The organism is Acidobacteriota bacterium, from assembly GCA_003225175.1.
Taxonomy (GTDB): Bacteria; Acidobacteriota; Terriglobia; order Terriglobales; family Acidobacteriaceae; genus Gp1-AA112.
The window spans coordinates 123020-145324 of record QIBA01000040.1 but is presented as its reverse complement, the minus strand read 5'-3'; the positions used below and the strand labels follow the sequence as shown (position 1 = coordinate 145324).

The following is a 22305-nucleotide window of genomic DNA, read 5'->3' as shown; positions in this document are numbered from 1 at the left end:
TGGGGTTTACGAAACCTAGTTTTTTGAAGTGTCGGCGAACTCGTATTCGAGGTGCCCCTTCACATTGCTGGCGAACGCCAATTGTGCTTCCTCGGCGCCTTTACCTTGGATTACCCAGGAAGCACCGTGCCTTACGACTGACAATTGACTCCGCTTCCTCCACCAGCGGTTCACCTCAGAGGGTAAAGCAAACCAAATCCGCTCTGTCTGCTGCAAACTCACTAAGTAATGCAGCAAACTGCGATAGAGAGGTTCCCCCGCCGTTTGTGTGATGTAATCCGGATGAACGATGAAGCTGATGAGGCCGTGCTTTTTCAGAATCAGTTCGGTTTGCGTCTTCCACAGATCAATCGAGTGCTCTTTGAGAATGTGCAGGAGCATGTAATCCTGAATCGTAGTTACGGGCAACTCGAGCATTTCTCCGATGAAGTACGGCATGACTGTGCAGCATCCGCCGGGCTGCGGGTCCAAACGCGCGGAGTTGGGGATTGACATGTCGAACTGCAGGTCCAAAAAGTGATACCACTGGGGCCTTCTGTACAGTACGGCAGCGCGGAATCCGTGGGCACTGTACTGTCTGGCATAGCGATTGATCAGAGCTGCACGACGCGCAAACTCTTCTTCTTTGTCAAAAAGCCGTCCGTCATGGTTCAGATCCTGAACGGCGATTTCAAAACCACGCCTTCGGATGGAGTCCAAGAACGCGCTGGATACCTGGTAGCGTTCCTCGGGGACGATTTGGAATGACGCTTTGATTCCGAACTCATCATCCAAATCCATAAGATTTTTGCAGAGGTCTCGGCCTGTTTGCGCTTCTACATCGTGAGTCATTACAGCGCAAGCACTGGCGCCCCGCGGCCAAAACCAGACAAATGGAATCGTTTCTGAACCGGAACGTTTTAAAACGGCGAGGAGAACTGCCTCATTGATCTCTTCGACCGAGGAATCAACGGGCCAGTTCGGGAAGGAACTGTGCTGACGACTGCGAGCATAGAATCTTTGAATTTGTCGTCGCAGTGATTGAATGGGAGGACGGAAGAAATAATAGGCTCGCCTCAGGAGATTGATCGACCGGCTCAGTTCACTCCCTGGATAGCGCTCCAGACGCAGATTCTGGATAAGTTCCGTAGGGTTAAACGGAAGCGCAATGCCTTGATCTGTCCATTGCACGTCGCGCTCTACGTTATACAGAGAAGCATTGGGGCTGCGGCGGCGCGTTCCTGAGCTGGATCTGCCATAACAAACGGCATTCCCGAAGCGAAAGAATCCAGAGCCACGAGAAAGCTCGCCTCTGAGCGCAATCTGCAGCAATTCACTGGGACAGCGGTAGTGCTCGAGAATCGCTTGAGCACTCGAATCGGGATGGCCTTCCTCATGTTCCTCACAACAACTAAGTTCAAGCGAAGTCGGCATTTGCCGCGGCGGGGCCTGATAAAAACTAGTGGACAAGACGTCTATACCTGAATTGAAACATTGGTCGCGAAATGAATACTGAGAACTGACTATGCCGGAACTAAGCCCTTCTCCACAGTTGCTCGTCGTCTCATGGTCCTTACGATATCGAGGTAAAAGGCTTTTTGTTTCATCACATAAAAGAGCATGGCCACATAGCCTGACAAGAGTACTGAAGTTCCGAGGAGCAATCGACCCAGCGGCGTCAGGAATTCTCCGAAGAGTTCAATGCATCCCATTGCTACTCCTCCTGCGACCAAAGCCGAAGCAAGCGGTTTGCTGACGGCGATCAGAATATCGCGGAGCGAAATGATGGTGCCGTGCACGCACCAAGCAATGTGAGGAATAACCCAAAGGAGCATTACTGAAGAGTAAGCTAACGCCACCGCGCGAGGACCGTAGGGGAGTCCAATGAGATACCCGGCGATTACGAGAGGAGCGAGAACAAGGCCGACCCTAAGACTTCGTCCCACTAATCCCAGTGAGAACAGGACCCACGACAAAGGATTTATCAGAGCATAAATCATGATGGTCGGCGCCAGTAGTCGAAAAATGGGCACGGCTTCCTGCCATTTCGGCCCTAGCAAAACGGAGATCAACTCTTTTGCGAACAGGCAGCAGACCAGGGTGATAGGGATGGTGAGCACTAACACTAAAGAGTAGCCCTTAAGAAAGTAACTCCTGAATCGCTTAGTATCCTCTTGTAGACGAGATAGCGCCGAAAAGACTACTCCACCTACGGCAGAATTGAGATTTTCAGTCGGGATATTTGCAAGCTGATATGCTCGCCCATAAATTCCAATAACGGACGCGCCCCAGTAGCGTCCAAGCAAAACCTTCTCCAAATTATAGGCAACATATACGACCAGCTGATTGAGTGTGAGGGTTCCTCCGAATCGGATCATCGAGCGGATTCCAACATTTTTGTACATCCTGCCGGGCCGCCACCCGGAAGCAATCCAATAAGACAAACTACTGATCAGTGGAGCAGCAATCGTCGAAGCCACCAGAGACCAGTAGGCGAAGCCCTTTAAGGCCATCAGGATTCCAATAGTGCTGCTCACGGAGATGGATAAAATGTCGACGATCGAGAGCGTCGTAAATCTCATGTCTCTTTGTAGGAGAGCCTGGTGCTGCACACCCGCCGCGTTGAATAGAAAACTTGCAGACAATATCACTGTTACCCACATCAAAGCAGGCTCGCGATAAAAGTGCGAAATGAAAGGAGCCATTCCTGCCGCAACTGATGCCAACAAGGCTCCCACCAACATATTGATCCAGAACAGTGTGGAGACCTGCTCCTCCGAAATATGCACGCGCTGCACGCTGGCAGTAGACAAACCGAAGTCACGAAAGAGATTCAAGACTCCAACTACGGCGGTGACCATACCAACGAGTCCAAAATCTTTCGGATCAAGTAGACGTGCCAGAATCATCAATGAACCCACACGAACGAAGAAGCTCACGCCCTGTGCCACAACCTTGGCCAGTCCGCCCCGAACTGTTCTCTCTCTTAGATCTTCCATTTGATTCACAACACAAGCTTTCGCGTGTAAAAGGCTTCTGCATAGCCGGAATCGGCGTTGCACTCCATTCCGCGCAAACGCATCAGTGCCAGAAAGGTTTCTTCCTCGAACCATCTTTTGCTGCGCTGCGACTGAAACGCACTCATGAGAAATCGAACCTTCTCCCGAAATGACTCGTCCGCCAGGGGTACAAACAGATTAGGTTGTCCCAGGTCACCGTCGTACTTGGGAATCTCATACTCACAAATTGCGTGGTTCCGAAACGTGTTCCAAGTCAACTCTGCTAGAGTCCGATGATCCTGATGCGCATCGTTCTTGTTGTGCGTAAAGACCAAATCGGGGTGCAGCCGCTGCTTTAGTTGTTCAAAAAACTGCTTGATCAGCGATCCGTCAAATGGGAAGTAGCCATCGCGGAAGTTTTTGACGATGATCTCTGTTTTCCCGGCCTTCCGGAGGAACATGGCAGCGCTGTTGCGTGCTTCTCGTTCCCGCTCTGGGCTGGAGCTGAACACAACCCAAACAACATCGAGTTCTGGATTGCGGGCGAGAATCTGCAATACGGTTCCGCCACAGCCAATTTCAATATCGTCGGAGTGGGCTCCCAGACAGAGAATTTGACGGAGAGGGTGATCTCCATTCCCGAACTGCAACTTGATCATTGCCTCGCGACCGCGGCAGCCTCGGACATTGAGATCTTTGCCATGCCGGAAGAATGCCCATTGCTGCTCGCTGTCCGCTTCCAGATTTCCCAAGGAGCGTCGCCATGAGCATGCATGTCTTCCAGCACCTGCTTGTCCTTGAACGTATCCATGCAGTACCAGAATGATGCGTCGCGATACCCAATCAGCTTGCGATCTCCAATCAAACGGCCGAATGGTTCCTCGACTAGTTCTTCGCCATCTCTGATGTAGTTGAAAATCTCTTTATGGAAAATGAAGAAGCCGCCATTAACCAGCACATTCGTGGTGCGGATGGCATCAATGCCGGTCACTTTGCTGTCTTGCCCAACTGAGATGAAGTGGTAGCTCAAGTTTGGCTTGACGCACAGAAAGCTGCCGATCGCATCGCTATTATTGAAGTCTTCCAGCTGATGATTGAGGTTCAGATTGGAAAGTCCGTCGGCATAGTTCGCAAGAAACACTTCATCATTGCCGAGATACTTTCTTGCGGCGAGCAGCCTCTGGCCAATATTGGAGTGGCTGCCTGTATCTGCGAACGTGATTGTCCAGTCGTGAATGTCCGTCGTCACCATCGTTAGATCGCGACCACCGGAGGACAACATGAAGTCGTTCGAAAGGCATTCGTTGTACTTCAGGAAATAGTCCTTGATAACGTCGCCACGATAACCAAGGCAAAGGATAAAGTCCTTATGGCCGTAGTGGGCGTAGTACTTCATCACGTGCCAAATGATGGGACGATACCCAATGTTCACCATCGGCTTCGGCAGGTGCTCGCTGTCTCTGATCCGCAGTCCCAGGCCACCGCAAAAAAGAACTACTTTCATTTTTTCCTCTCAGAGTTGCATTTTCTTAAGACAGCACCTGAAGTTCCGGAATTGGCACTACAAAACGGCCGCCCCATTGCTCGATAAAGGACATCTGCTTCACGATTTCGTCTTTAATGTTCCATGGAAGAATTAGTACGTAATCAGGACGTGTGCGCGAGATCTCTTCGGGATTCCTGATGGGAATGTGAGTCCCAGGAAGGAACTTGCCCTGTTTGTAAGGACTGCGATCAACTGTGTAATCCAGGAAGTCCGTACGAATGCCACAATAGTTCAGCAGCGTATTCCCTTTTCCGGGAGCACCGTAGCCTACAACTTTTTTCTTTGAGCGCTTGGCGTCAATCAGGAACTCGAGAAGCTTCCGTTTCGTTTCCTCGACCTGGCGCGTGAAATTCGCGTATGTTTCAACTTTGGTGAATCCTGCGGCTACCTCCCGGGCGCGCATTTCAGTCACACTCGGGGAAATCTCCTTCGAACCATCTTCGATATGCTTCGCGTAGATCCGCAGTGACCCACCATGCGTCGGAAGTTCCTCCACGTCGAACATCTGCATGCCATGCGCCGCGAAGATTTTTTCCGCTGTGATAAAGGAAAAGTAAGAAAAGTGCTCGTGATAGATGGTGTCGAACTGGTTCTCCTCCATCAGACGCATCAGGTGCGGGAACTCCATTGTGATTATTCCTTGCGGAGCCAGCAGAACCTTCATTCCCTTCACAAAGTCATTCAGATCAGGAACTTGAGCCAGGACGTTGTTGCCAAGGAGAAGGTCGGCGGCTTTGCCTTGCTCACGCAGCTCGCGCGCCGAAGCTTCGCCAAAGAATTTGACTACTGTTGGAACTCCTTTTTTGACGGCGACCTCGGCAACATTAGCAGCGGGTTCAATTCCGAGGACCGGGATGCCTTTTTCCACAAAGTATTGCAGAAGATAGCCGTCGTTGCTCGCGACTTCGACAATGGAACTCCTCTTGTTGAAGCCAAATCGCTTCACCATCTCATCGCTATAGCGTTTCGAATGGGCCAGCCAACTATCCGAGTAAGAAGAGAAGTACGCGTAATCGCTGAAGATGTGGTCGGGAGTAACATACTCTTCAAGCTGCACTAGAAAGCAACTACTGCAGACATACACATGCAGCGGATAAAAAGCTTCCATGCCATTCAGCTTCTCCGCCGGCACGTAGCTTTCACAGAGCGGCGACATTCCCAAATCTACAAAGGTCTGCTCGAGCTGGGCTCCGCAGAAACGGCAAGAAATTGAGTGATGACGACGACTATTTCCGTTGTGCTTAACTTGTTCCATTGGTGTTGAGTTCGAATCCCCATTAATAAGATTTCTTCATAGGCCGGATGCGGAGGTCAGTTACTTCTGCGGTTCGCGGCAACGAAAGCGCGTGCAAAATCATGGCAGCTACATCTTCTGGTTGCATCAATAACTCAGGACGATACTGCCGTCCTTCTTTGGCACAGATGTCCCTGATCCGGGGGGTTGCGGTTCGGCCCAGGTATACGCTCAGAACGCGAACCCCATATTCATTTACTTCGTCTCTCAGGCTGTCCGCCAGTGCCCTTAAGCCATGCTGCGTCGCGGCGAATTGCCCGTTGCCCGCGGCTGCGCGGAGTCCCTGGCTTGAATTAACGAACACTATCTGTCCTTGACTCTCGACAAGAAAAGGAAGCAGCGTCTTGGTTAATACATAAGGAGCTCTCAGATTTGCGCGAAGCTGGTCGTCAAAGTCTCCAACACTTGCCGATTCAACGCGCGAATGATGTATTGCTCCCGCGCTGTGAACAAGCACGTCGAGACCCTGGAAATTCGCTCGTACTTGGTCGACAAGCTGCTCGACTTCGGAATCCTTTGTGAGATCAACTGAATGTTCAAATGCTCGAGAACCATGCTCCTTTGCATCGGACGCAGTTTCCGCTAGTCTTTTCGTAGAGCGTCCTACAAGCGCCAGATCTGCGCCGTGGCGCGCAAGAGCTAACGCCACCGCTTTCCCGATACCACTGCTGGCGCCTGTCACAAGAGCGCGCGCACCCTTGAGATCCTTGCCGAAGCTCGTATCAGAGTCCACAGACTTCAGATTTGGGACTAAAGTAGCCACGCTCTAGGCGCCTACCGCAACTGTCTGGTTAGCCGGCGTGTCGTACCTCGCGATCAGATCTTCTGGCAAATGCTCAAGATCGGCGGAGCGCAAGTAGTCCCGCATCGTTGTGCCCGTGCACTCCGAATCGATATTGCGAGCTCCATGGTTAGAAACCCCATCTGCCAGATTCACTGTGCGAAAGTCGATGCTAAAACGCGTCCTTCCGGAGGTGTTGGGAACGGTTGAATGCAACTGTGCGGCCGAGAACAGAAGAATGGCACCGGGAGGAAGCACAACTCGAATCTGCGGATCGAGTTCAATCGGCTCTTCCGGCTTCGGCTGCTTGCGACTATCGCTTTTGATGTGCTGTGCGGCTGTGAGTCGGCTCGTCTTGTTCCACTCGGCGTAATTGTATTCTCTGGATCCATTCTTTACTGGCTGTGACCAGTACCGCGGATGGAACGCCATTCCATTCTCGGCGGTAATGCGATAGATGGGAATCCAGAAGTTCAGCTGGAACATCGGAGCCGAATACCAGGTATCACGATGTGGATGGAACGCATAAGCAATTCCCGTCGAAAGGTAATCATCACTCGTCGCACTACGCATTCTCGGAACATCGAAATAAGTTTGCGATGGATCGCATCCAAGCTCTCCAAGAATCTGCCGAATGAATTCCTTCGACTTCGGATGATGGATGAACTTCGGTTTCAGATCCGCCAACAAGGCGGCATATTCAGTTACGTCCATGAGAAATTGCGCCGTTTCGGGATCGCGGCCCGCAAATGCCTCGCGAATCATCTCATCGGCAAATCGGACGAACGCGGCGGACCCGGGACTCGGCGAGTAGACCAAAAGCTGTCCGTCGTAGAGTGCCTCACGTCTTTGCTCGTCGCTCATAATTGGATCGATGTAGATCGAATTCATGACATTGCTCCTTGAGTTATTCGTCGTAGAACGTCGAGCCCTCGAGCGCAGACCCTTCGGTTCCAATGCGCAATCTTTGCACTCAGGAATGCAAGTTTCATGCCATCAACGCCAGTAAATTACGGTGTTGAAGATGGTGCGACTGACACATAAGTGACTGCAAAATAACGGGTTGCCGTACACATTGGCTTGCAGCTTCGCGGCCTTCACACAACGATCCAGCAATATGCAAACTCTTGCACATTGGAAGACAGAGCATTCCTTGCCTTCAGAAACCGACGTGGCGTGTCGTTGATGAAGCGGGGATCTGATACCGGACTAGGATGAATCCGATTTAGGCTGGACGGATCGTGGATTCGGAATGGCAGGCTAGTGAGGCCAAGACGCGACTCAGGCCTTTCGTTTTAAAAGACTATGGCTCACCAGTATTTGCGCAGCTTCATGAAGAACATTAAATGGAAGATCTGAGCGCTCGGCTATATCAAGGAGCGTATGGTCGCCGTCGGACAAATTCAACACCCAGAGCATGGCCATTTCCCTTTCCTGAGCACTGCTGTAGCCGCCCATTGTGCGATATAAGCCGCGTTTGCCAAGCTGCGGTTCGCACTTCGGCTGAAGATTCACGTAGGCCGCATTGTTGTCTAGGAGCGAGAGCAATGAACGACATACGGCAAATGATTGGGTAAGCGCCTCAGGTTTTACAAACTCGAGATTGTCGGCAGAGGTATGGTACTCGGGGAATTTTCCGTATTGGCTGCGAGACAGACAGCCCACAGCCAAGTTGAACGCTGGTGAGCAGAACTGCCGCTCGTCGTATCCGTATGGAGAAAAAGGCACAGTCTGGTACGGTTTGCGAGAGTGCTTTAGAACGTGGTCTGCTGCTCGGTCAATATCGGTGTTACCGCGACGACTTTTCTTGTAAGTAAAGCTACCAGAATCGCCGACATTTGCCAGAGTGATTCCCCATTTGATTTTGCGAGCGGCGGCTTCATTCCGCGCGAGCCATGTAATCGATCCAATTGTGCCCGGAATGAATAGGAACCTATATGAATAGTGTCGATAGCTTCGCTCGATTTCGCGAGCCAGAGATACAGCTACGGAAATTCCGGAAAGGTTGTCATTGCAGAGTGAAGGATGGCAACTGTGACACGAAATCAGTATCTCTTCCTCGGAGTCTCCCCGAAGATAGAACTCTCCATAACTCAGATGCCCGGTTCGCAGCGATGAGTCAATTAGCACTTCATATTCTTCATCTTTCAAGCTTCCTAGAATGGAATGCTGTGCGCAAAACCCCCAGGTCTCGTTGTAGTACGAAGTACGATACGGTATCCACTCGGGCTGATCTGGCAGCGTATACAGATGCTCCAGAAGCTCTTTACGCGAAACATTCCGATGAATTGGAGCACTGTAGTTCACAACGTGAAGATTCGATTTCTGAAAATCAATGATTCGGTGACCGGATTTATTCCTTACGCACGCGTCGCGGATGTTCCACTCGTTCGGTACAGTCCAATCAAACACTTGAGTTCCTGAAGGAACCTCATGAATCACAATCGAGATCTGCTGTTGGATTCTGCGCAGAGTTTCGCGTAATCCATTTCCGGTGATGCTCCGACAAAGTGGATACAGATCAGCGATGAGCTGATACATCTGAAAACCAACATCATCAGGAGTAGACACGGGCTGAGCGCTCACGGCTTGATCTCTGATTCAATTATAAAGTTGGAATAGTTGCGATCCCGCTCGTTCATGATTCGTTCTGCAGAAGGCCACTCAATAGCGAACGCTGGGTCGTTCCACCTTACCCCGCGTGCAGCTTCAGGATGGAAGCCCTTCGACATTTGATAGAACACTTCAGTGTCATCTTCCAGCGTTTGAAAGCCATGAGCGAATCCTTCTGGGATGTAAAGCATTAAGAGATTCTGCTCTGAAAGCGTGATCGAGAAATGTCGCTTGAATGTTGAAGATTCGGGCCTGAGATCGATGATTGCGTCGAAAATTGCTCCTCTGGTACACCGCACCAGCTTGGCCTCCTGGTGCGGAGCAGCCTGATAGTGCATGCCGCGCAATGTGCCACGCCGCTTATTGAATGACACATTGCATTGATCTACACATGGGTCTAGTCCATGCTCCATGAACTCTCGGCGACAAAAGGATCGACCGAAGAACCCGCGGGAGTCCTCCAAGCGCTGGATTTCAAGGACGTATGCTCCCCGCAATTGAGTTGGCCGGAACAGCATGCGAACTCAGTGCCTCGCCCGTTAGCGAGCAACCGCTGGCGCAGCAGCCTCAACTTTAGATGTCCAACGCAACGAAGCATCCAGGTGTCCGGTGCTCAGCAAACGGCGAATGTTTCGGATTCGGGCATAGCGCTCAAGATCCTCGGCTCGCAGTCCTACCGTCCGATAGGCATCATAGAGTTCCTGCGCGCCTTTGCGAGCAGTCCAGTGGGGTTTGAAATCAGGCAAGATCCTTCGAATCTTATCGCAATTGATGCGATAACAACGTTTATCCGGCCCGCCTCCGGGTGCGTACTCGATGCTCGACCCAGGAACAACTTGCGTCACCATTTCTGCGAGTTCACTGATGCGATAATTTTCTTCCGTAGCGCCGACGTTGAAAATTTCATTGTGAACCGCGGCTTTCGGCGCCCGAAGAACGCTGATGATCGCGGTAATGATGTCACGGATATGCACGATCGGGCGCCAGGGGGTACCGTCGCTCTTAATAAGAACCTTACCTGTTGTGTAGGCAGAGGCGACAAAGTCGTTTAAGACGACGTCCAGCCGCAAGCGTGGAGATGCTCCATAGGCCGTTGCGTTTCTCAGGTAAATCGCTGTGAATCGATCATCGGCGAGGCGCGCGACGTCACGCTCGACCAGCACCTTGGACTCTCCGTATGGAGTCACCGGGTTGAGTGTTGCTGTTTCGTCGAGAAAGTCGTCTCCAGCTGCGCCATACGTGCTGCACGAAGATGAAAAGACAAACCGCTCTACTCCAGCTTGCTTGGCCAGCGTAGCAAGCTTAACTGAAGCCTTGTGATTGATCTCATATGTAAGTTTCGGATCGAGATTACCGAGTGGATCGTTCGACAACGCGGCCAGGTGCACTACCGCATCAAACCCCTCGAGATCTTCACGCGAGAGATCGCGAATGTCCTTGCGGATCTCCGAAATTTCACGAGATGCTTGTCCAAACTCGCAGTCAGAAAAAAGATCGATATCGAGACCGACAACGTCATATCCTGCCGCTTCCAAAACGGGACCTGCAACTGCGCCAATGTAACCTTGGTGACCGGTCAATAGTATTTTCATGCGACTCCTCACGCACCATTAAAGGTACGTCAAATCTCCAAACCTGTTTAACGAAGCTAATTTCAGGTTCTCTCGACAACAGGCACCGTCAACCTAGATGTCGGTACAGCAGTCTTCCGACTGCAGTAAGCGCAGAATCCGGAACCATAGCGACAAAACGGCCGAGCGGTTGCGCGTGCCGCCGCATCTGCCGCTTCTCTGCGGCAGAGTAACTGTAATATGTCAAAGGCTGTTTCGCGGCACCCAGTCTATCCTTAAATGTGATTAGCCCCTGATTATGCAAGTCTGATCGGCCGAGGTCGAGGGTACTTAAGCCTGAGGATTTCGCGACTTCGATAAGGTTCCAAAATAGAAAAGCCATTCCTCCGAGGTGATGAAATCGCTCATCTGAGCACCCATACTTGTAGATCACACTGGACCGATGCTCCAGGCTCAGCATTGCCGCAATCGCAGTTTCATTTTTTCGGGCTACTCTGATTTTCACCTTATCTCCCAGCGAGAGGACGAGGTTTTTAAACCAGGACTTGGGTTGAGGTGGCAAACCCTGTCTGCGGCGGGTCATCACTAGAAGCCGAAAGAAGTCGTTCACGTGCTGTTCCGAATTACCGGTATCGCAAACGATTTTCTCTCTTTCGGCCCGGCGGATTTTTCGTTGTACGCAATCCTTATGCAATCTAGCAAAGATTGTTTCCGAACTCGCAGACAGGTCGAGTATATGGAGCCAGTAAGACTCACTACATCCAAATTGATCCTGGTCGCTGCACAAGGCGGCTACAGGCCGGAGTTCCAGGTACCGGAAATTTTGGTGGTCGCATTCTGCCCTTAGCCGGCTAAGGAAGTCAGAAATGTCAACCCCATCGAGGAGAGGCTCACAGTGATCCGTAAAGGGCAAAGACACAAGGCGCCTTCCTGTGACCCAGCTCGATACAAGACAAACAACCACGCCATCGCGAACAGGCTCACCAACAGCAGCGCTTGTTAGTACGAAAGGTTCATAACTATAAGTTCTCAGGAGAGCTTGCAGCCAGCCAGGCTGGTGAAAAATCGTAGCTCTCGGATGAGTAGCACTCAGTTTTCCCCAGCGTGCATCACAAATGGGATCAATCGTGTGTAACTGAGCCATCAATAATTACTATACCCATTAGTTCGTGGGTGTTCCGATTGTTGCGAGTAGTTATTCTGTTCCTAAGTGATCTCTGGCTACGCTGGCAAATGCTTCTTGGTGTTCGAGAATCTTATCTACTGCCTGGGCCAACGATTCAACCGTGAAGTCAGCTTCCAGCCGTGGGATCTCTCCGCCATTTTTCAACCGTATAGTTTTGCAGCCCGCGTTCTTCCCTGCTTGGATATCAATCTCGGAATCGCCAATCATCCAGGAACGCTGAAGATCAACTCCGAGTTCGTGAGCCGCGCGTAACAGCATGCCCGGTTTTGGCTTTCGGCAGCTACAATCGTCATCCAGATCGTGTAGACAGTCATAGATCGCGTCGATTCTCGCGCCTTGAGCGGAAAGCAGTTCAGTCATGCGATCGTGTATCGAGGCCAATTCTGCCCTTCCCAATAAGCCCTTTGCCACACATCGCTGATTTGTTACGACAACGACGAGATATCCAGCTTGATTCAACTGGGAGATCGCCTCGCTAACACCCGGGAAGAAGTACATATCCTCCCAGCGCGTCACATATTGGTCCCCAGGGGCTTTTTGGTTGATAACCCCATCACGGTCAAGAAAGGCAGCTTTAATCATGAAAGATTGTTTCTTCCACTAGTTCCGAAATAATGTGTCCCATCAAGATATGACACTCCTGAATTCGTGGAGTTTCATTTGAAGGCGCCCGGAGGCAGAACTCTACTGTGCCTTTGAGTTTCCCACCACTGGCGCCCGTCAAAGCAACGGTCCGAACTCCGATGCTCTTTGCGACATCCATCGCACAAAGTACATTGGGCGAACTGCCACTAGTAGAAATTCCGATCGCAACGTCATTCCGCTTGCCTAAAGCCTCAAGCTGACGCGCAAAAACCAGATCGAAACCATAATCATTGCCGATGGCCGTGACGCACGACGTGTTTACAGACAACGCTAAAGCAGGTAGTGGTGGTCGGTTGAAGGCAAATCGCCCCACAAATTCAGCGGCAACGTGTTGTGCATCAGCTGCGCTGCCGCCATTTCCGAAGAGCAATACCTTGTTGCCTTGCTTCATTGCATCCACCAGCATCTCGCTAACTCTCGCAATGTTGGAAATAAGCTCTGAGTCGTTGAGCAACAGTTGCTTCGCTGCGATCGAAGCTTGAATCGAGTTTTTTATTCGATGCTGAAAATGCTCAGGCATTGTCACTGCTCTAGATATTCGTCGGCAAGATCGCGCTGTAGAGACGATCACAAAGTTTTTGCGCCCGCTCGTAATCTTCGGGAGTTCCTATGTCGATGAAGATCCCATCCTGTGCTACGGAATACACACCCTGCTTTAGAAGACGTGGGAAAACATCCTTCTCCAAGCTGGCGGGGCCAGCCGGAATATGATCGAGAACCGCATGCTGAAATACATATACTCCAGCGTTGACGAGGCCCGAAATCTCGTCCGTAGACTTTTCCTCAAAGCTCCTGACCCAGCCATCTGAATCCACTCGCAACAAGCCATAACGGCTGGCATTGTCGACCTTGCGAGATGCAAGCGTCACCCATCCCACGTGTTTGTGGTGCGTTGCAATCAGGTGGTGGAAGTCAATTTGAATAAATGAGTCGCCATTCATGACGAGAAATTCAGCATCTCCTTGGAGGTGCCGGCTCGCCAGCTTGACAGCTCCTCCTGTGCCAAGGGGCTGGGTCTCCGTCGAGTATTCAATCTCAATCTCCCAAGCTCGACCGTCTCCAAATTGCTTTTCAATTTCGAGACTCAGATACCCTGTACACATAATGAGGCGGCGAAATCCTTGAAAGCGCAGCTGACGAACCAGCAACTCCAGAAATGAAGCTCCTCCTAGTTTCGCAAGCGGTTTGGGCGTGCCAGAAAGAATTGGCCGGAGACGAGTTCCCAGTCCGCCCACAAGCAGTAGCACTGGAAGATTTCCGGCGACGCTAGAACCAGTATCCGATTCGGGATTAGCACTCACGGGGTCAAGCATAGAAGCTGCTCACGCTCCAAGAATTTCGCTGGCGCGGAGAGTACTCAATCATTCTAAGCCGATTGATTTCTCACGATAAAGAAACGAAGGAACATACGGCTGCGAGCGTTCTCCACATTGATTGAGCTGGTCATCTGCCCGGTCCCAATATTCCAACATCGAGGCCAAAGTCTGCTGCATGGAAACCAATGGTTTCCATCCTGTATCCTTTCGGATTTTTCGTGTGCTGCCGAAAATAATCTTTTCATCAGACGGTCGCAGAAGATGCTCGGCCTCTCGAACCTCTACTTTTGTTCCCGAGAGACGGATGGCAGTCTGCAGAATTTCCGCTATCGTGTTGGTCTTCGTTGCGCAGAGGTTATACGCCTGTCCAGGTTTTCCCTTCAGAGCCGCCAGATAAAAGCCTCGAACAGTGTCATGGACATCCAGAAAAGCACGCCGAGGTTTCAAGTTCCCGACGTGAATTACGGGCAGTTGCTGACCTTGCTTGATCCTCGCTAACTGCCTCACAAAGTCTGAGGGAGCATCATTGGTCTTGCCGGGACCAGTGGTATTGAACAGCCGGATATTGATTGCGGAAATTCCGTAATCGAGAAAATACTGATGTGCGAGAAGATCCAAACATACTTTGCTGATGCCATAGGGGTGAAGCGGATGCAGTGGCTCATCTTCACTGACGGGAATCCGCGATGCTGGAACATGACCGTATTCCGCGCTTGAACACGCCGATACGACAATCGGCTTCTCCTCCATGTAACGGAGAGCCTCAAAAAGGTTCAACGATCCCATGATGTTGGACTCAAACGTCTCAACCGGATGCTCCCAGGAAAGCGTAGGTAAGCTCTGCGCGCCCAGATGAAAAACATGTGTCGGCCCAGCTTCATGTAGGACGCTAGCTACTTGCTTTGCATCGCATAGCTCGCATTGAACATAACGGAGGTTGCGCAGGTTCGGAAAAGCATCCTCCGCGCCAGCTACACGATGTCCAGCAAACACATCCCAACCTTGCTCCTGTAAGAAGCGAGCCAGATAGGAGCCGATGAATCCCTCTGCTCCGGTTACTAGTGCGACTTTTTTCATTGTGGTGAGACTGGTGTTTGTTGGGCTTGGACGCAAATGGAGTTTCCTAACGAGTTTCGTCCGAACTACAGGCAGGCCAATCGAAAGAGGCTGCTGACCATCCCAGCAAACCCGGTTGCAAACACTTTAAATCCTTACAAGAATATCGAAAAATTTATCCACGCAATCAGCGGACTGTCGCGACCACATTCGTTGGCGGATTGACTGATGACACAGTTGATGAATAGCAGGCATTCGCGTTGAAGGTCCTGATCGCCGGGCTGGAGCCCGAATATGCCGGATCGCTGGCAAGGCTCTCCCAGCACACGCGAGCCGGAATCTTGTTGGCATGACCTCCGGTCGGAAAGCTGGTCGTGTTGGGCGCGTTTCCGTTTGCGACATCTGGTCCAATCGCAGGGAACGGAACACTACCAAACCAGGATGGTTTGCCAGTCAAATACAACGATGCCGGTAATGTTTGCGTCGCCGGCAGGGGATTAGGAAAATTCGTTATGGAGCTCGGTACTTCCAAAGCGATAAATCGCGTACCAGTCAGATCGTTGGTTCCGATTTTATTAGCGGATGCAAACTGGTCCCAGTTGCCCCATCGCATGAAAGCGCGTTTCACATTGGAATCATTTGCAACGGCTGTGCCGCTGCTATTACCCGCCCATCCCAAATTGAAGCAGGCTGCAGCTTCCGAACTTCCCGCGCTCCCCACCATATTCGCTTCGTATTGAGAGTAGTCAGATGCGCCACACACATTTCCAAGGGCGTTGAAAAACCGATTGTTTGTAAGAATCAGGAGCCCAGAATGCACGGTGCTCGCAGGACCATTATGATTGCTGCCGTCGAAATGATTACGGTAGGCAGTCCAGAAGAAATGCGTGCCGTGCGTGACGTCAGCCATGAGGCTCCATAGATTGTTGCCTTCCACCAAGTCCATCATGATGTTGCCTGAGTGGAGCTGAATTCCTGCAATGCCCACGTTATTGTTTACGAAAAAGTTGTAACCAAATACGTTGCGACCACCAGGATCATTAGGAACAAGGGGAGACGTATTATGCTCAAAGATATTGTTTTCAACCACGATGTCGCTGGATTCGTTATCGGTATAGGCGTAGTTCGCCAGCGGAAATGGATTCACAGTTGTCGGACGTCCATAGATGTAATTGGAGCGGACTGTGCCATGTACTGATTGGATCACGAAGATGTGATAGGTCTCCTGTGTGCCAGTGGCGGTACTTAACAGTCTGCAGCCCTTAATCCACCAGTTAGCGGCGTTGATCACATAGACTCCCTGAACTCCCGTCGAGCTGAAGTCAATAGTCATGTCCTCAATACCGGCATTGCCCAGCGGAGATCCTGTATTCCAATACGCTCCAGGAGTCTGGCTTGTACGATAGTTCGGATATGCGATGCCCGGTGTGATTGTTACCTGATTACCGTTAATCCCTGTAACGGTTACGGCCTCTACTTGAGCACGCCCGCTGCGCGCGTAGTTGTTTCCGCCCTGATTCGAACAACCGTTGGCCGTAGTTGCGCAAGAGAAGAGGTCGCCCGCTGCCGGCCAGCCGTCGGTAGCATCATCGGCCTGGTCAAGAAATACGATTGAGCCAGTACCAACGGGACCTGCCACCAAACCAGTTGTGCTGCTCAAAGTGATGGTTGTCGCACCAAGCGGATACGATCCATCTACACCGTTCGATCCCGTCCAATTGGCCGTCGTTACACCTCCGAAACGCGCCACTCCTGTGGCTCCGCTCATCAGATGGATGAATGCGTTGTTCGTACCGCCCAAACCGCCACCGCTGTTTCCGCTCGAGGCCGTCAACTTGGTACGGTCGGCTCCGGCCCCTCGCAGCACGCAGTTGCTCTTAGTCGCGTTGAACGCTGCTACCGAAAAGGTTCCGGCCGGGATTTGTACTATGCCATTGGTTGGGCACGAGGCCAATGCACTCTGGATTGATGCAGCTGTTACCGTACCGCTGGCCAGCGTGTTACAGGCTGCAGTGGTGCAAATCGTTGTGTAGTTCGGAATTCCATTCACAACACCTGCAGAGGACCAATCAGCAGCGCGGCTAGGATCCAGAAAACCGGACCAAAGCTGGGCATTGGCGCAAGTAGGGATGAGTGCGAAAAGAAAAATGAAGACAAGAAACCAATTCTTACGGTTCATTTACCCTCACTGACCTTTTGTGGCGCCAAGCCAATCTTCCGAGACTCGGACCTGCAAGTTCTCGACCCTGCACCAATAAGGGTGGCCAGCGAGAAGTCTCACGCAAACAGCATTTTATCTCAAGGCACGAAAGAACCCTGCACTACGCGACCGATCCTGAGGCCATGTCCTTTTGTGTACCTATGCGTTTTATTCATTATGCAGCAACTGCATTGGTTTACAGATGCACTCAAGAAGCCTGGTCGATGTACGAAGAAAGCAAACTGCCCGACGTTCAGAGAAGCCGACCTGATATGTCAATCAGAAACACGACCTTGTCCTGCAACGTTGCATTCCACGGAAACATCACGCTCCTGAGGCAATCGCGCGCGACTGTGGAGCAACAAGCTGCTCCTCTGCGATTTCGCCTTGGCCGTAGATTGTGGAACGCTCTTCCATCAATGTCCTGTCATACATCTCCTCAGGCTCATATACCACTACGTGACTGCCGCGGTTCGAGAAGCTGAAAGGCACACAGAGGAGATTCTTTAGACGTTCACGTAGTGCATTTCGCCGTTCAGGCGGAACAAAGAAGAGCATAAATCCCCCTCCCCCAGCCCCTAGGAGCTTGCCCCCGAGTGCGCCTGCACTAAGTCCGGCGTCATAGATGCTGTCGATATTGGAGTTGGAAATTTTGTTCGTCAATGAACGCTTGATTTGCCAGCTCTCATGCAGCAACCGTCCAAAATCATCCAACGAACGCGTCGGCGACGCCACGATCGCTTCAGCCTCATCAACCAAGCCGAGCATCATTTGGAGCTCTTCTTGTTTCTGTGGCGTTACCCGAAGCTGCTCTTGAGCAACTTCAGAAGCGGTCCTCGAAAATCCCGTAAAGAACAAGACGAGGTTCTTTTGCAGCTCTACAAATCTGGATTTTTCAGTCAACATCCGCTTTACTTCGATCGAGCCGTCACTATTGAAATTGATCCGGTTGAAGCCTCCATGGGCAGCACTCGTTTGATCCTGAGAGCCGACGGCTTCTCGCAGTAGCTCCTGCTCTACGTGGATGGCATCCGCCGTCAATGCATCTTTGTCGCGCATCTTATTCTTGAGGGCATATAGGCCAAGAAGAAGGCCTACGGTAAAGGCCGAGCTGGTACCAAGGCCTGTTCTGGCCGGCAAGTCTGCCACGTGATGAATCTCGATACCCTCGTTAATTCCGAGATATCGAAGGCAAGCTCTGACTGAAGGATGTTCTATGACACTATTCCTGCCAACGTTCTCCACTCTTGAATAGGAGATGCGGCTGTGATACTCGAAAAATGGGGGCAAGTACCTGCACGTGATGTAGCAGCACTTATCGATAGTTGTGGACAGCACTGAGCCACCACGCTCGCGGTACCAAACGGGATAGTCCGTCCCCCCGCCAAAAAAAGAAATTCGAAGCGGTGTGCGTGTAATGATCAAGACGACTCTCCTTAGTTCAGTGAGTATTTGGCTAAAGCAGCATCAGGACTTGGGTTTTCTATGCGGAACATGAGGCGATCCCAAAAACGTTCCGCACCTGCCCGCAGGTCAGGCAACACAATTCGCGCGCGTTTTGCCAGATTCCAACCAAACAAGGTTCTGATCCAGGAATACTTCCACGACAAGTACGGGGATGCGAGCTTCCCACCGAGACTTTGCGCCATCTCCTCTGCTTTCTCAACAATGTCTGGACGTTCTGGGTAAAAGTTGATCAGCCAGTTCTGGATATATGTCACGCATGCAGCGCGAACACGGTCGCTGTCTTCAAGACAACGAATATAAGCAATGTGCATCTCCATCGATCGCCATTGCGCAAGCATCTTCCGCTCTGACTTACCGATGTAACTCAAACTCCCCACGCCGGGCTGCCGATAGTAAACTTTTGCACCGGGAACGAAGCGAACACCATCGCTGGCAAGAAGGACTCGACAGAAATATTCGCCGTCATCATCTCCCAGTAGGCGAGTATCCCATGGTCCTGCTGCTTCCGTTAATTCCCTGCTAACTAACCAAGTGGCCGTTTGCATGTGAGCATTGAACTGCATTTTCGTGAAAAGCCATTCCGTGGGAGATAAATCCTGCCAGAGTCGGGATGGCACAAATCTTGCCTTGTAATAACGATAAGTAAAAGGCGCCCAACCCGACGAAAGCAGCTTTTTCCTGCCCGCATTGCTCAATTGCATCTGTCTGGCGATCTTGTCTGGACTCAAAAGGTCGTCTGCATCTAGCCATTGAATGTAGTCGCCATTGCAAAGAGAGAAGCAATTGTTTCTCGTCGCGGCTGCGCCTTGGTTGTGCTGTGTTTCTACTCGCACCCCGTGCGTTTCAAACCCGCGTGCAATTTCCAAAGTACGGTCCGTCGATCCGTCATTTACGACAATGACCTCCTTCTTATCCCAGGTTTGCCGCAAAGCAGAACGGAGCGTGTCAGCGATCCACATCTCCGCATTGAAAGCTGGAACAAGTATCGATACCAATGGCTTCATGCCTGAATCTGTCCTTCCAACTTGAGATATACTCTGCGCGTCATCTCCGCGACGATGTTCCACGAGTTCTTGGACTGTACGTAACTGCGAATTGTTTCCCGTCGTTCTTCAAGATATCTATACATCTCGCTCGCAAAATAGCATTCGATTGCCGCAGCCAGTCTTCCGGCATCGCATGGCTCGCATACCAGTCCCGTGCGGCCGATCACTACATCCTCTGCGAACGATCCCACATCAGCGGCGATCACAGGGACTCCGAAACTGTACGCCAGAAATAAAACTCCACTTTGAAACGCTTCCGTGTAAGGCAATGCCACTACATCGCAGGCCTTGAAATATATTTCTGTCTCCTCATCAGGGATGAACTCGATTCTCTCGATAACACGCCCGGCAACTGGGCTCTGGCGGATGCTCCTCAAAATCTCCTCAATGTAACGTTCAGCACCGCTTTTGGGCTTGCCAACTAACAGTAACGTGTAACTATCGTTTCTTGAGCTAATGCGTTCAAATGCATCCCATAACAGATCAAGGCCTTTATAGGGGCCTATCCGCCCAAAGAACAAGATTACTTTCTCATCATTACGAATGCATAAACGCTTTCTAGCCTGTTGTGAAGTGAGGTTAGTATGCGGCGCTACATTGTTGATTCCGAACGGAATGACGCTGACAGCTTCGTCACGAATACCAAATTCGCCAATCAGCTCTTGCTTCATCTTCTCGGTGTGAACAAAAATGTGATCTGCAAGACGGTACTGGATGCCCAGACCTATGCGGTTTACGAGCGAATCTTTGCCGTCTCTCCTCTCCGCATTAACGTTGTGCGCGGTAAACGCGATTCTTTTGCCGACCGCCTTGTAATAGAGCATCAGAAGAGTTCTATCGAAGAATAGGAATCTATTGTTCCAAAGAATGTGCAGTACTTTGGTGTGAGATCGTCCTGCGTACCACATCAACCGTAGGTAATACGCGATTATTCGGCGCGCCTTCACGATGAACGGCGCCTGCTCGCTTTGATCTCCACGAAAATTAAGAAACTTCAACTTGGCGCTGCGCGGAAGGTCAGGACAATCCAGCTCATCACTCCCGATGAAGTCCAGTATTACATCATTGGACGTGAGCGCCCTGGCCATGCCAAAGGCATATGGTTTATCGCCACCTCCGGTTAGTAAGGCGACACTAGTCTTAAGTGATGGAGGTAAGCGATCCAACGGATTCATTAGTTCTATTTCGGAATTGTAGACACTCTTACAACAGTTGAGCCTGACGGACAGATGGTAGCAACGCGGCTCGTGCGTTCTCAACTTCCTCTCCATCAAACACTCTGTCCGCTTCGTGCGAGAAAGGTCTTGGCGTGAGCTTCTGCTGTGGTGAACTTGAAGGCTTCAACTCGTCGGGAGCGACCGTGCAGGCCATGAGAAAGGTAATCCAGACCGGATTCAGAAGCCGAAACCCAGCTTCCGTAAAGCTGTAGATAACGCCAACGAGATAGAAAGCTAAAAATAGCCCTCCAAACTTCGGATCTCGCTGTAGCATCTGAATGACTTTTCGGTACCCGGTGACGAGAACCGCGCTTAGAATGCCGAGTCCAATCCATCCCAAATTTAGGTACACCTCTAAATAACCATTGTGAGCTTCGTTCGGATGCCACCAATGATGCCCCCAAATCAAGTCCAGTCTTGGGCCAATCCAGAAGCTTTCGAAGCCGGTGCCCAAAAACGGATTTCCGTTCATACCCACGATTTCCTTCCAGAGCGCCGTGCGGCCTGTGAGAGTTGCATCTCTGCCCATTGTTTCAACTAAGGAGCTGCCTAGATTGAGGAACAGGGCGGAAAAAGCGACCAGTATCACGGCCATGACCAAGAGATGCACAGTCCGTCGACGTCGGACTAATGAGGGAGAGCTTGTGAAAACAACTAAGACTGCCGCGATCAGGAAACAGGCCAGAGAAGTCATGGAATTGGCCTTGGAAAATAACCACAGGGACATCAATAGAAGTGTGCCTTGGGCGAGAAGACGTCCCTTCCTTCCCGGAGAGTGTCGTTCAATCCGCTCGTAAGCGAATCGCCAGAGTGCTCCGAGACCAAAAAGGAGGCAGAGCACTCCAAGCATGTTCTTGTCATTCGTGACTCCCTCGAACACTTGCCGTCCATCCTGCTCCTTGTAGCCTCTTCCCAAGTAGGGATAATAGCGAACAAGTAAAACTGAAATTGGTATGAGCAGGAAACCAATACGGGCCAAGAAGCGCTGAAGTGCCGCCCGCCACTGTGGGTCCGTGAGGATAATTAACACCATTACTAAATCGCCGCAGGCCTTGATCCAGCGTTTTAATCCCACATCTGGGTAGTCTGACCAAATCAGACTCAGAGCACAATAAAGAAAGAACAGAACTACGATCTTATTGGCGCGCAGAACTGCCGCAACGTTATGGCGTCTGATCGCAAGAACGATCAATCCCATAAGCATCAGAGCGGTGAAAATATTGCGCTGGATAGGATTGCCATCTAGCTGGTCGGCTGCACTTCGAGGATATGTTTGCAGCCACTTCGATGCTGTGGCTCCAAGAATCATCCAAGTCACAGGAAGCCAGAGTGCTATGGAGACTCGAACGGAGCGGTCCCGATCCAGGAAGAACAATCCCAGAATGCCAA

General features: G+C 51.2%; 20 protein-coding genes. All 20 read right to left on the bottom strand.

Annotated features, from left to right (window positions below):
• Positions 1-15 precede the first annotated feature (15 nt).
• Entirely contained in the window at positions 16-1413 is a 1398-nt protein-coding gene (locus DMG62_10095) for a hypothetical protein (protein ID PYY23175.1), read from the bottom strand.
• A gap of 89 nt (positions 1414-1502) precedes the next feature.
• Positions 1503-2987, bottom strand: coding sequence for a lipopolysaccharide biosynthesis protein (locus tag DMG62_10090; GenBank protein ID PYY23174.1), 1485 nt, complete (start codon positions 2985-2987; stop codon positions 1503-1505).
• The gene (locus tag DMG62_10085) at positions 2984-3637 is read right to left on the bottom strand and encodes a PIG-L domain-containing protein (protein ID PYY23173.1); all 654 of its coding nucleotides are present in this window, start codon (positions 3635-3637) and stop codon (positions 2984-2986) included. The genes DMG62_10090 and DMG62_10085 overlap by 4 nt, the downstream gene beginning before the upstream one ends.
• Complete coding sequence (locus DMG62_10080; protein PYY23172.1) at positions 3634-4482, bottom strand: glucose-1-phosphate cytidylyltransferase; 849 nt, start codon at positions 4480-4482, stop codon at positions 3634-3636. The genes DMG62_10085 and DMG62_10080 overlap by 4 nt, the downstream gene beginning before the upstream one ends.
• 25 nt (positions 4483-4507) lie before the next feature.
• Positions 4508-5779: an SAM-dependent methyltransferase gene (locus DMG62_10075; protein ID PYY23171.1), complete on the bottom strand. Its 1272-nt coding sequence runs from the start codon at positions 5777-5779 to the stop codon at positions 4508-4510.
• 22 nt (positions 5780-5801) lie between these two features.
• Entirely contained in the window at positions 5802-6560 is a 759-nt protein-coding gene (locus DMG62_10070; protein PYY23190.1) for a short-chain dehydrogenase, read from the bottom strand.
• A gap of 24 nt (positions 6561-6584) precedes the next feature.
• A complete protein-coding gene (locus DMG62_10065; GenBank protein PYY23170.1) occupies positions 6585-7490 on the bottom strand; it encodes a hypothetical protein in 906 nt (301 codons plus the stop codon).
• Positions 7491-7880: 390 nt separating this feature from the next.
• Entirely contained in the window at positions 7881-9140 is a 1260-nt protein-coding gene (locus DMG62_10060) for a peptidase M28 (GenBank protein PYY23189.1), read from the bottom strand.
• 41 nt (positions 9141-9181) lie between these two features.
• The gene (rfbC, locus tag DMG62_10055) at positions 9182-9730 is read right to left on the bottom strand and encodes a dTDP-4-dehydrorhamnose 3,5-epimerase (GenBank protein PYY23169.1); all 549 of its coding nucleotides are present in this window, start codon (positions 9728-9730) and stop codon (positions 9182-9184) included.
• 21 nt (positions 9731-9751) lie between these two features.
• Positions 9752-10804 carry an NAD-dependent dehydratase gene (locus DMG62_10050; protein PYY23168.1) on the bottom strand — a complete coding sequence of 351 codons (1053 nt, stop codon included), beginning with the start codon at positions 10802-10804 and terminating at the stop codon, positions 9752-9754.
• A gap of 88 nt (positions 10805-10892) precedes the next feature.
• On the bottom strand, positions 10893-11927 hold the full coding sequence (locus DMG62_10045) for a hypothetical protein (protein PYY23167.1): 1035 nt from the start codon (positions 11925-11927) through the stop codon (positions 10893-10895).
• A 51-nt stretch (positions 11928-11978) separates the two neighbouring features.
• Entirely contained in the window at positions 11979-12551 is a 573-nt protein-coding gene (locus DMG62_10040; protein PYY23166.1) for a Clp protease, read from the bottom strand.
• On the bottom strand, positions 12544-13134 hold the full coding sequence (locus DMG62_10035) for a phosphoheptose isomerase (GenBank protein PYY23165.1): 591 nt from the start codon (positions 13132-13134) through the stop codon (positions 12544-12546). Before DMG62_10035 ends, DMG62_10040 begins: the two co-directional genes overlap by 8 nt.
• 10 nt (positions 13135-13144) lie before the next feature.
• Entirely contained in the window at positions 13145-13927 is a 783-nt protein-coding gene (locus DMG62_10030) for a nucleotidyltransferase (protein PYY23164.1), read from the bottom strand.
• Positions 13928-13975: 48 nt separating this feature from the next.
• The gene (locus DMG62_10025) at positions 13976-15007 is read right to left on the bottom strand and encodes a GDP-mannose 4,6-dehydratase (protein ID PYY23163.1); all 1032 of its coding nucleotides are present in this window, start codon (positions 15005-15007) and stop codon (positions 13976-13978) included.
• A 166-nt stretch (positions 15008-15173) separates the two neighbouring features.
• Positions 15174-17165, bottom strand: a complete 1992-nt coding sequence (locus DMG62_10020) for a hypothetical protein (protein PYY23162.1) — start codon at positions 17163-17165, stop codon at positions 15174-15176.
• A 345-nt stretch (positions 17166-17510) separates the two neighbouring features.
• On the bottom strand, positions 17511-18611 hold the full coding sequence (locus DMG62_10015; GenBank protein ID PYY23161.1) for a kinase: 1101 nt from the start codon (positions 18609-18611) through the stop codon (positions 17511-17513).
• 11 nt (positions 18612-18622) lie between these two features.
• The gene (locus DMG62_10010; protein ID PYY23160.1) at positions 18623-19657 is read right to left on the bottom strand and encodes a glycosyl transferase family 2; all 1035 of its coding nucleotides are present in this window, start codon (positions 19655-19657) and stop codon (positions 18623-18625) included.
• Positions 19654-20970, bottom strand: coding sequence for a hypothetical protein (locus DMG62_10005; GenBank protein PYY23159.1), 1317 nt, complete (start codon positions 20968-20970; stop codon positions 19654-19656). The genes DMG62_10010 and DMG62_10005 overlap by 4 nt, the downstream gene beginning before the upstream one ends.
• On the bottom strand, positions 20903-22225 hold the full coding sequence (locus DMG62_10000; protein PYY23158.1) for a hypothetical protein: 1323 nt from the start codon (positions 22223-22225) through the stop codon (positions 20903-20905). Before DMG62_10000 ends, DMG62_10005 begins: the two co-directional genes overlap by 68 nt.
• Between the last annotated feature and the right edge of the window lie 80 nt (positions 22226-22305).

Bases quoted from the DNA above. Each gene is read 5' to 3' on its own strand.
- DMG62_10095 (PYY23175.1), bottom strand. From the start codon at position 1,413: ATGCCGACTTCGCTTGAACTTAGTTGTTGTGAGGAACATGAGGAAGGC.
- DMG62_10085 (PYY23173.1), bottom strand. From the start codon at position 3,637: ATGATCAAGTTGCAGTTCGGGAATGGAGATCACCCTCTCCGTCAAATT.
- DMG62_10080 (PYY23172.1), bottom strand. From the start codon at position 4,482: ATGAAAGTAGTTCTTTTTTGCGGTGGCCTGGGACTGCGGATCAGAGAC.
- DMG62_10075 (PYY23171.1), bottom strand. From the start codon at position 5,779: ATGGAACAAGTTAAGCACAACGGAAATAGTCGTCGTCATCACTCAATT.
- DMG62_10065 (PYY23170.1), bottom strand. From the start codon at position 7,490: ATGAATTCGATCTACATCGATCCAATTATGAGCGACGAGCAAAGACGT.
- DMG62_10060 (PYY23189.1), bottom strand. From the start codon at position 9,140: ATGTATCAGCTCATCGCTGATCTGTATCCACTTTGTCGGAGCATCACC.
- rfbC (PYY23169.1), bottom strand. From the start codon at position 9,730: ATGCTGTTCCGGCCAACTCAATTGCGGGGAGCATACGTCCTTGAAATC.
- DMG62_10050 (PYY23168.1), bottom strand. From the start codon at position 10,804: ATGAAAATACTATTGACCGGTCACCAAGGTTACATTGGCGCAGTTGCA.
- DMG62_10045 (PYY23167.1), bottom strand. From the start codon at position 11,927: ATGGCTCAGTTACACACGATTGATCCCATTTGTGATGCACGCTGGGGA.
- DMG62_10040 (PYY23166.1), bottom strand. From the start codon at position 12,551: ATGATTAAAGCTGCCTTTCTTGACCGTGATGGGGTTATCAACCAAAAA.
- DMG62_10035 (PYY23165.1), bottom strand. From the start codon at position 13,134: ATGCCTGAGCATTTTCAGCATCGAATAAAAAACTCGATTCAAGCTTCG.
- DMG62_10030 (PYY23164.1), bottom strand. From the start codon at position 13,927: ATGCTTGACCCCGTGAGTGCTAATCCCGAATCGGATACTGGTTCTAGC.
- DMG62_10025 (PYY23163.1), bottom strand. From the start codon at position 15,007: ATGAAAAAAGTCGCACTAGTAACCGGAGCAGAGGGATTCATCGGCTCC.
- DMG62_10020 (PYY23162.1), bottom strand. From the start codon at position 17,165: ATGAACCGTAAGAATTGGTTTCTTGTCTTCATTTTTCTTTTCGCACTC.
- DMG62_10010 (PYY23160.1), bottom strand. From the start codon at position 19,657: ATGAAGCCATTGGTATCGATACTTGTTCCAGCTTTCAATGCGGAGATG.
- DMG62_10005 (PYY23159.1), bottom strand. From the start codon at position 20,970: ATGGAGAGGAAGTTGAGAACGCACGAGCCGCGTTGCTACCATCTGTCC.
- DMG62_10000 (PYY23158.1), bottom strand. From the start codon at position 22,225: ATGATTCTTGGAGCCACAGCATCGAAGTGGCTGCAAACATATCCTCGA.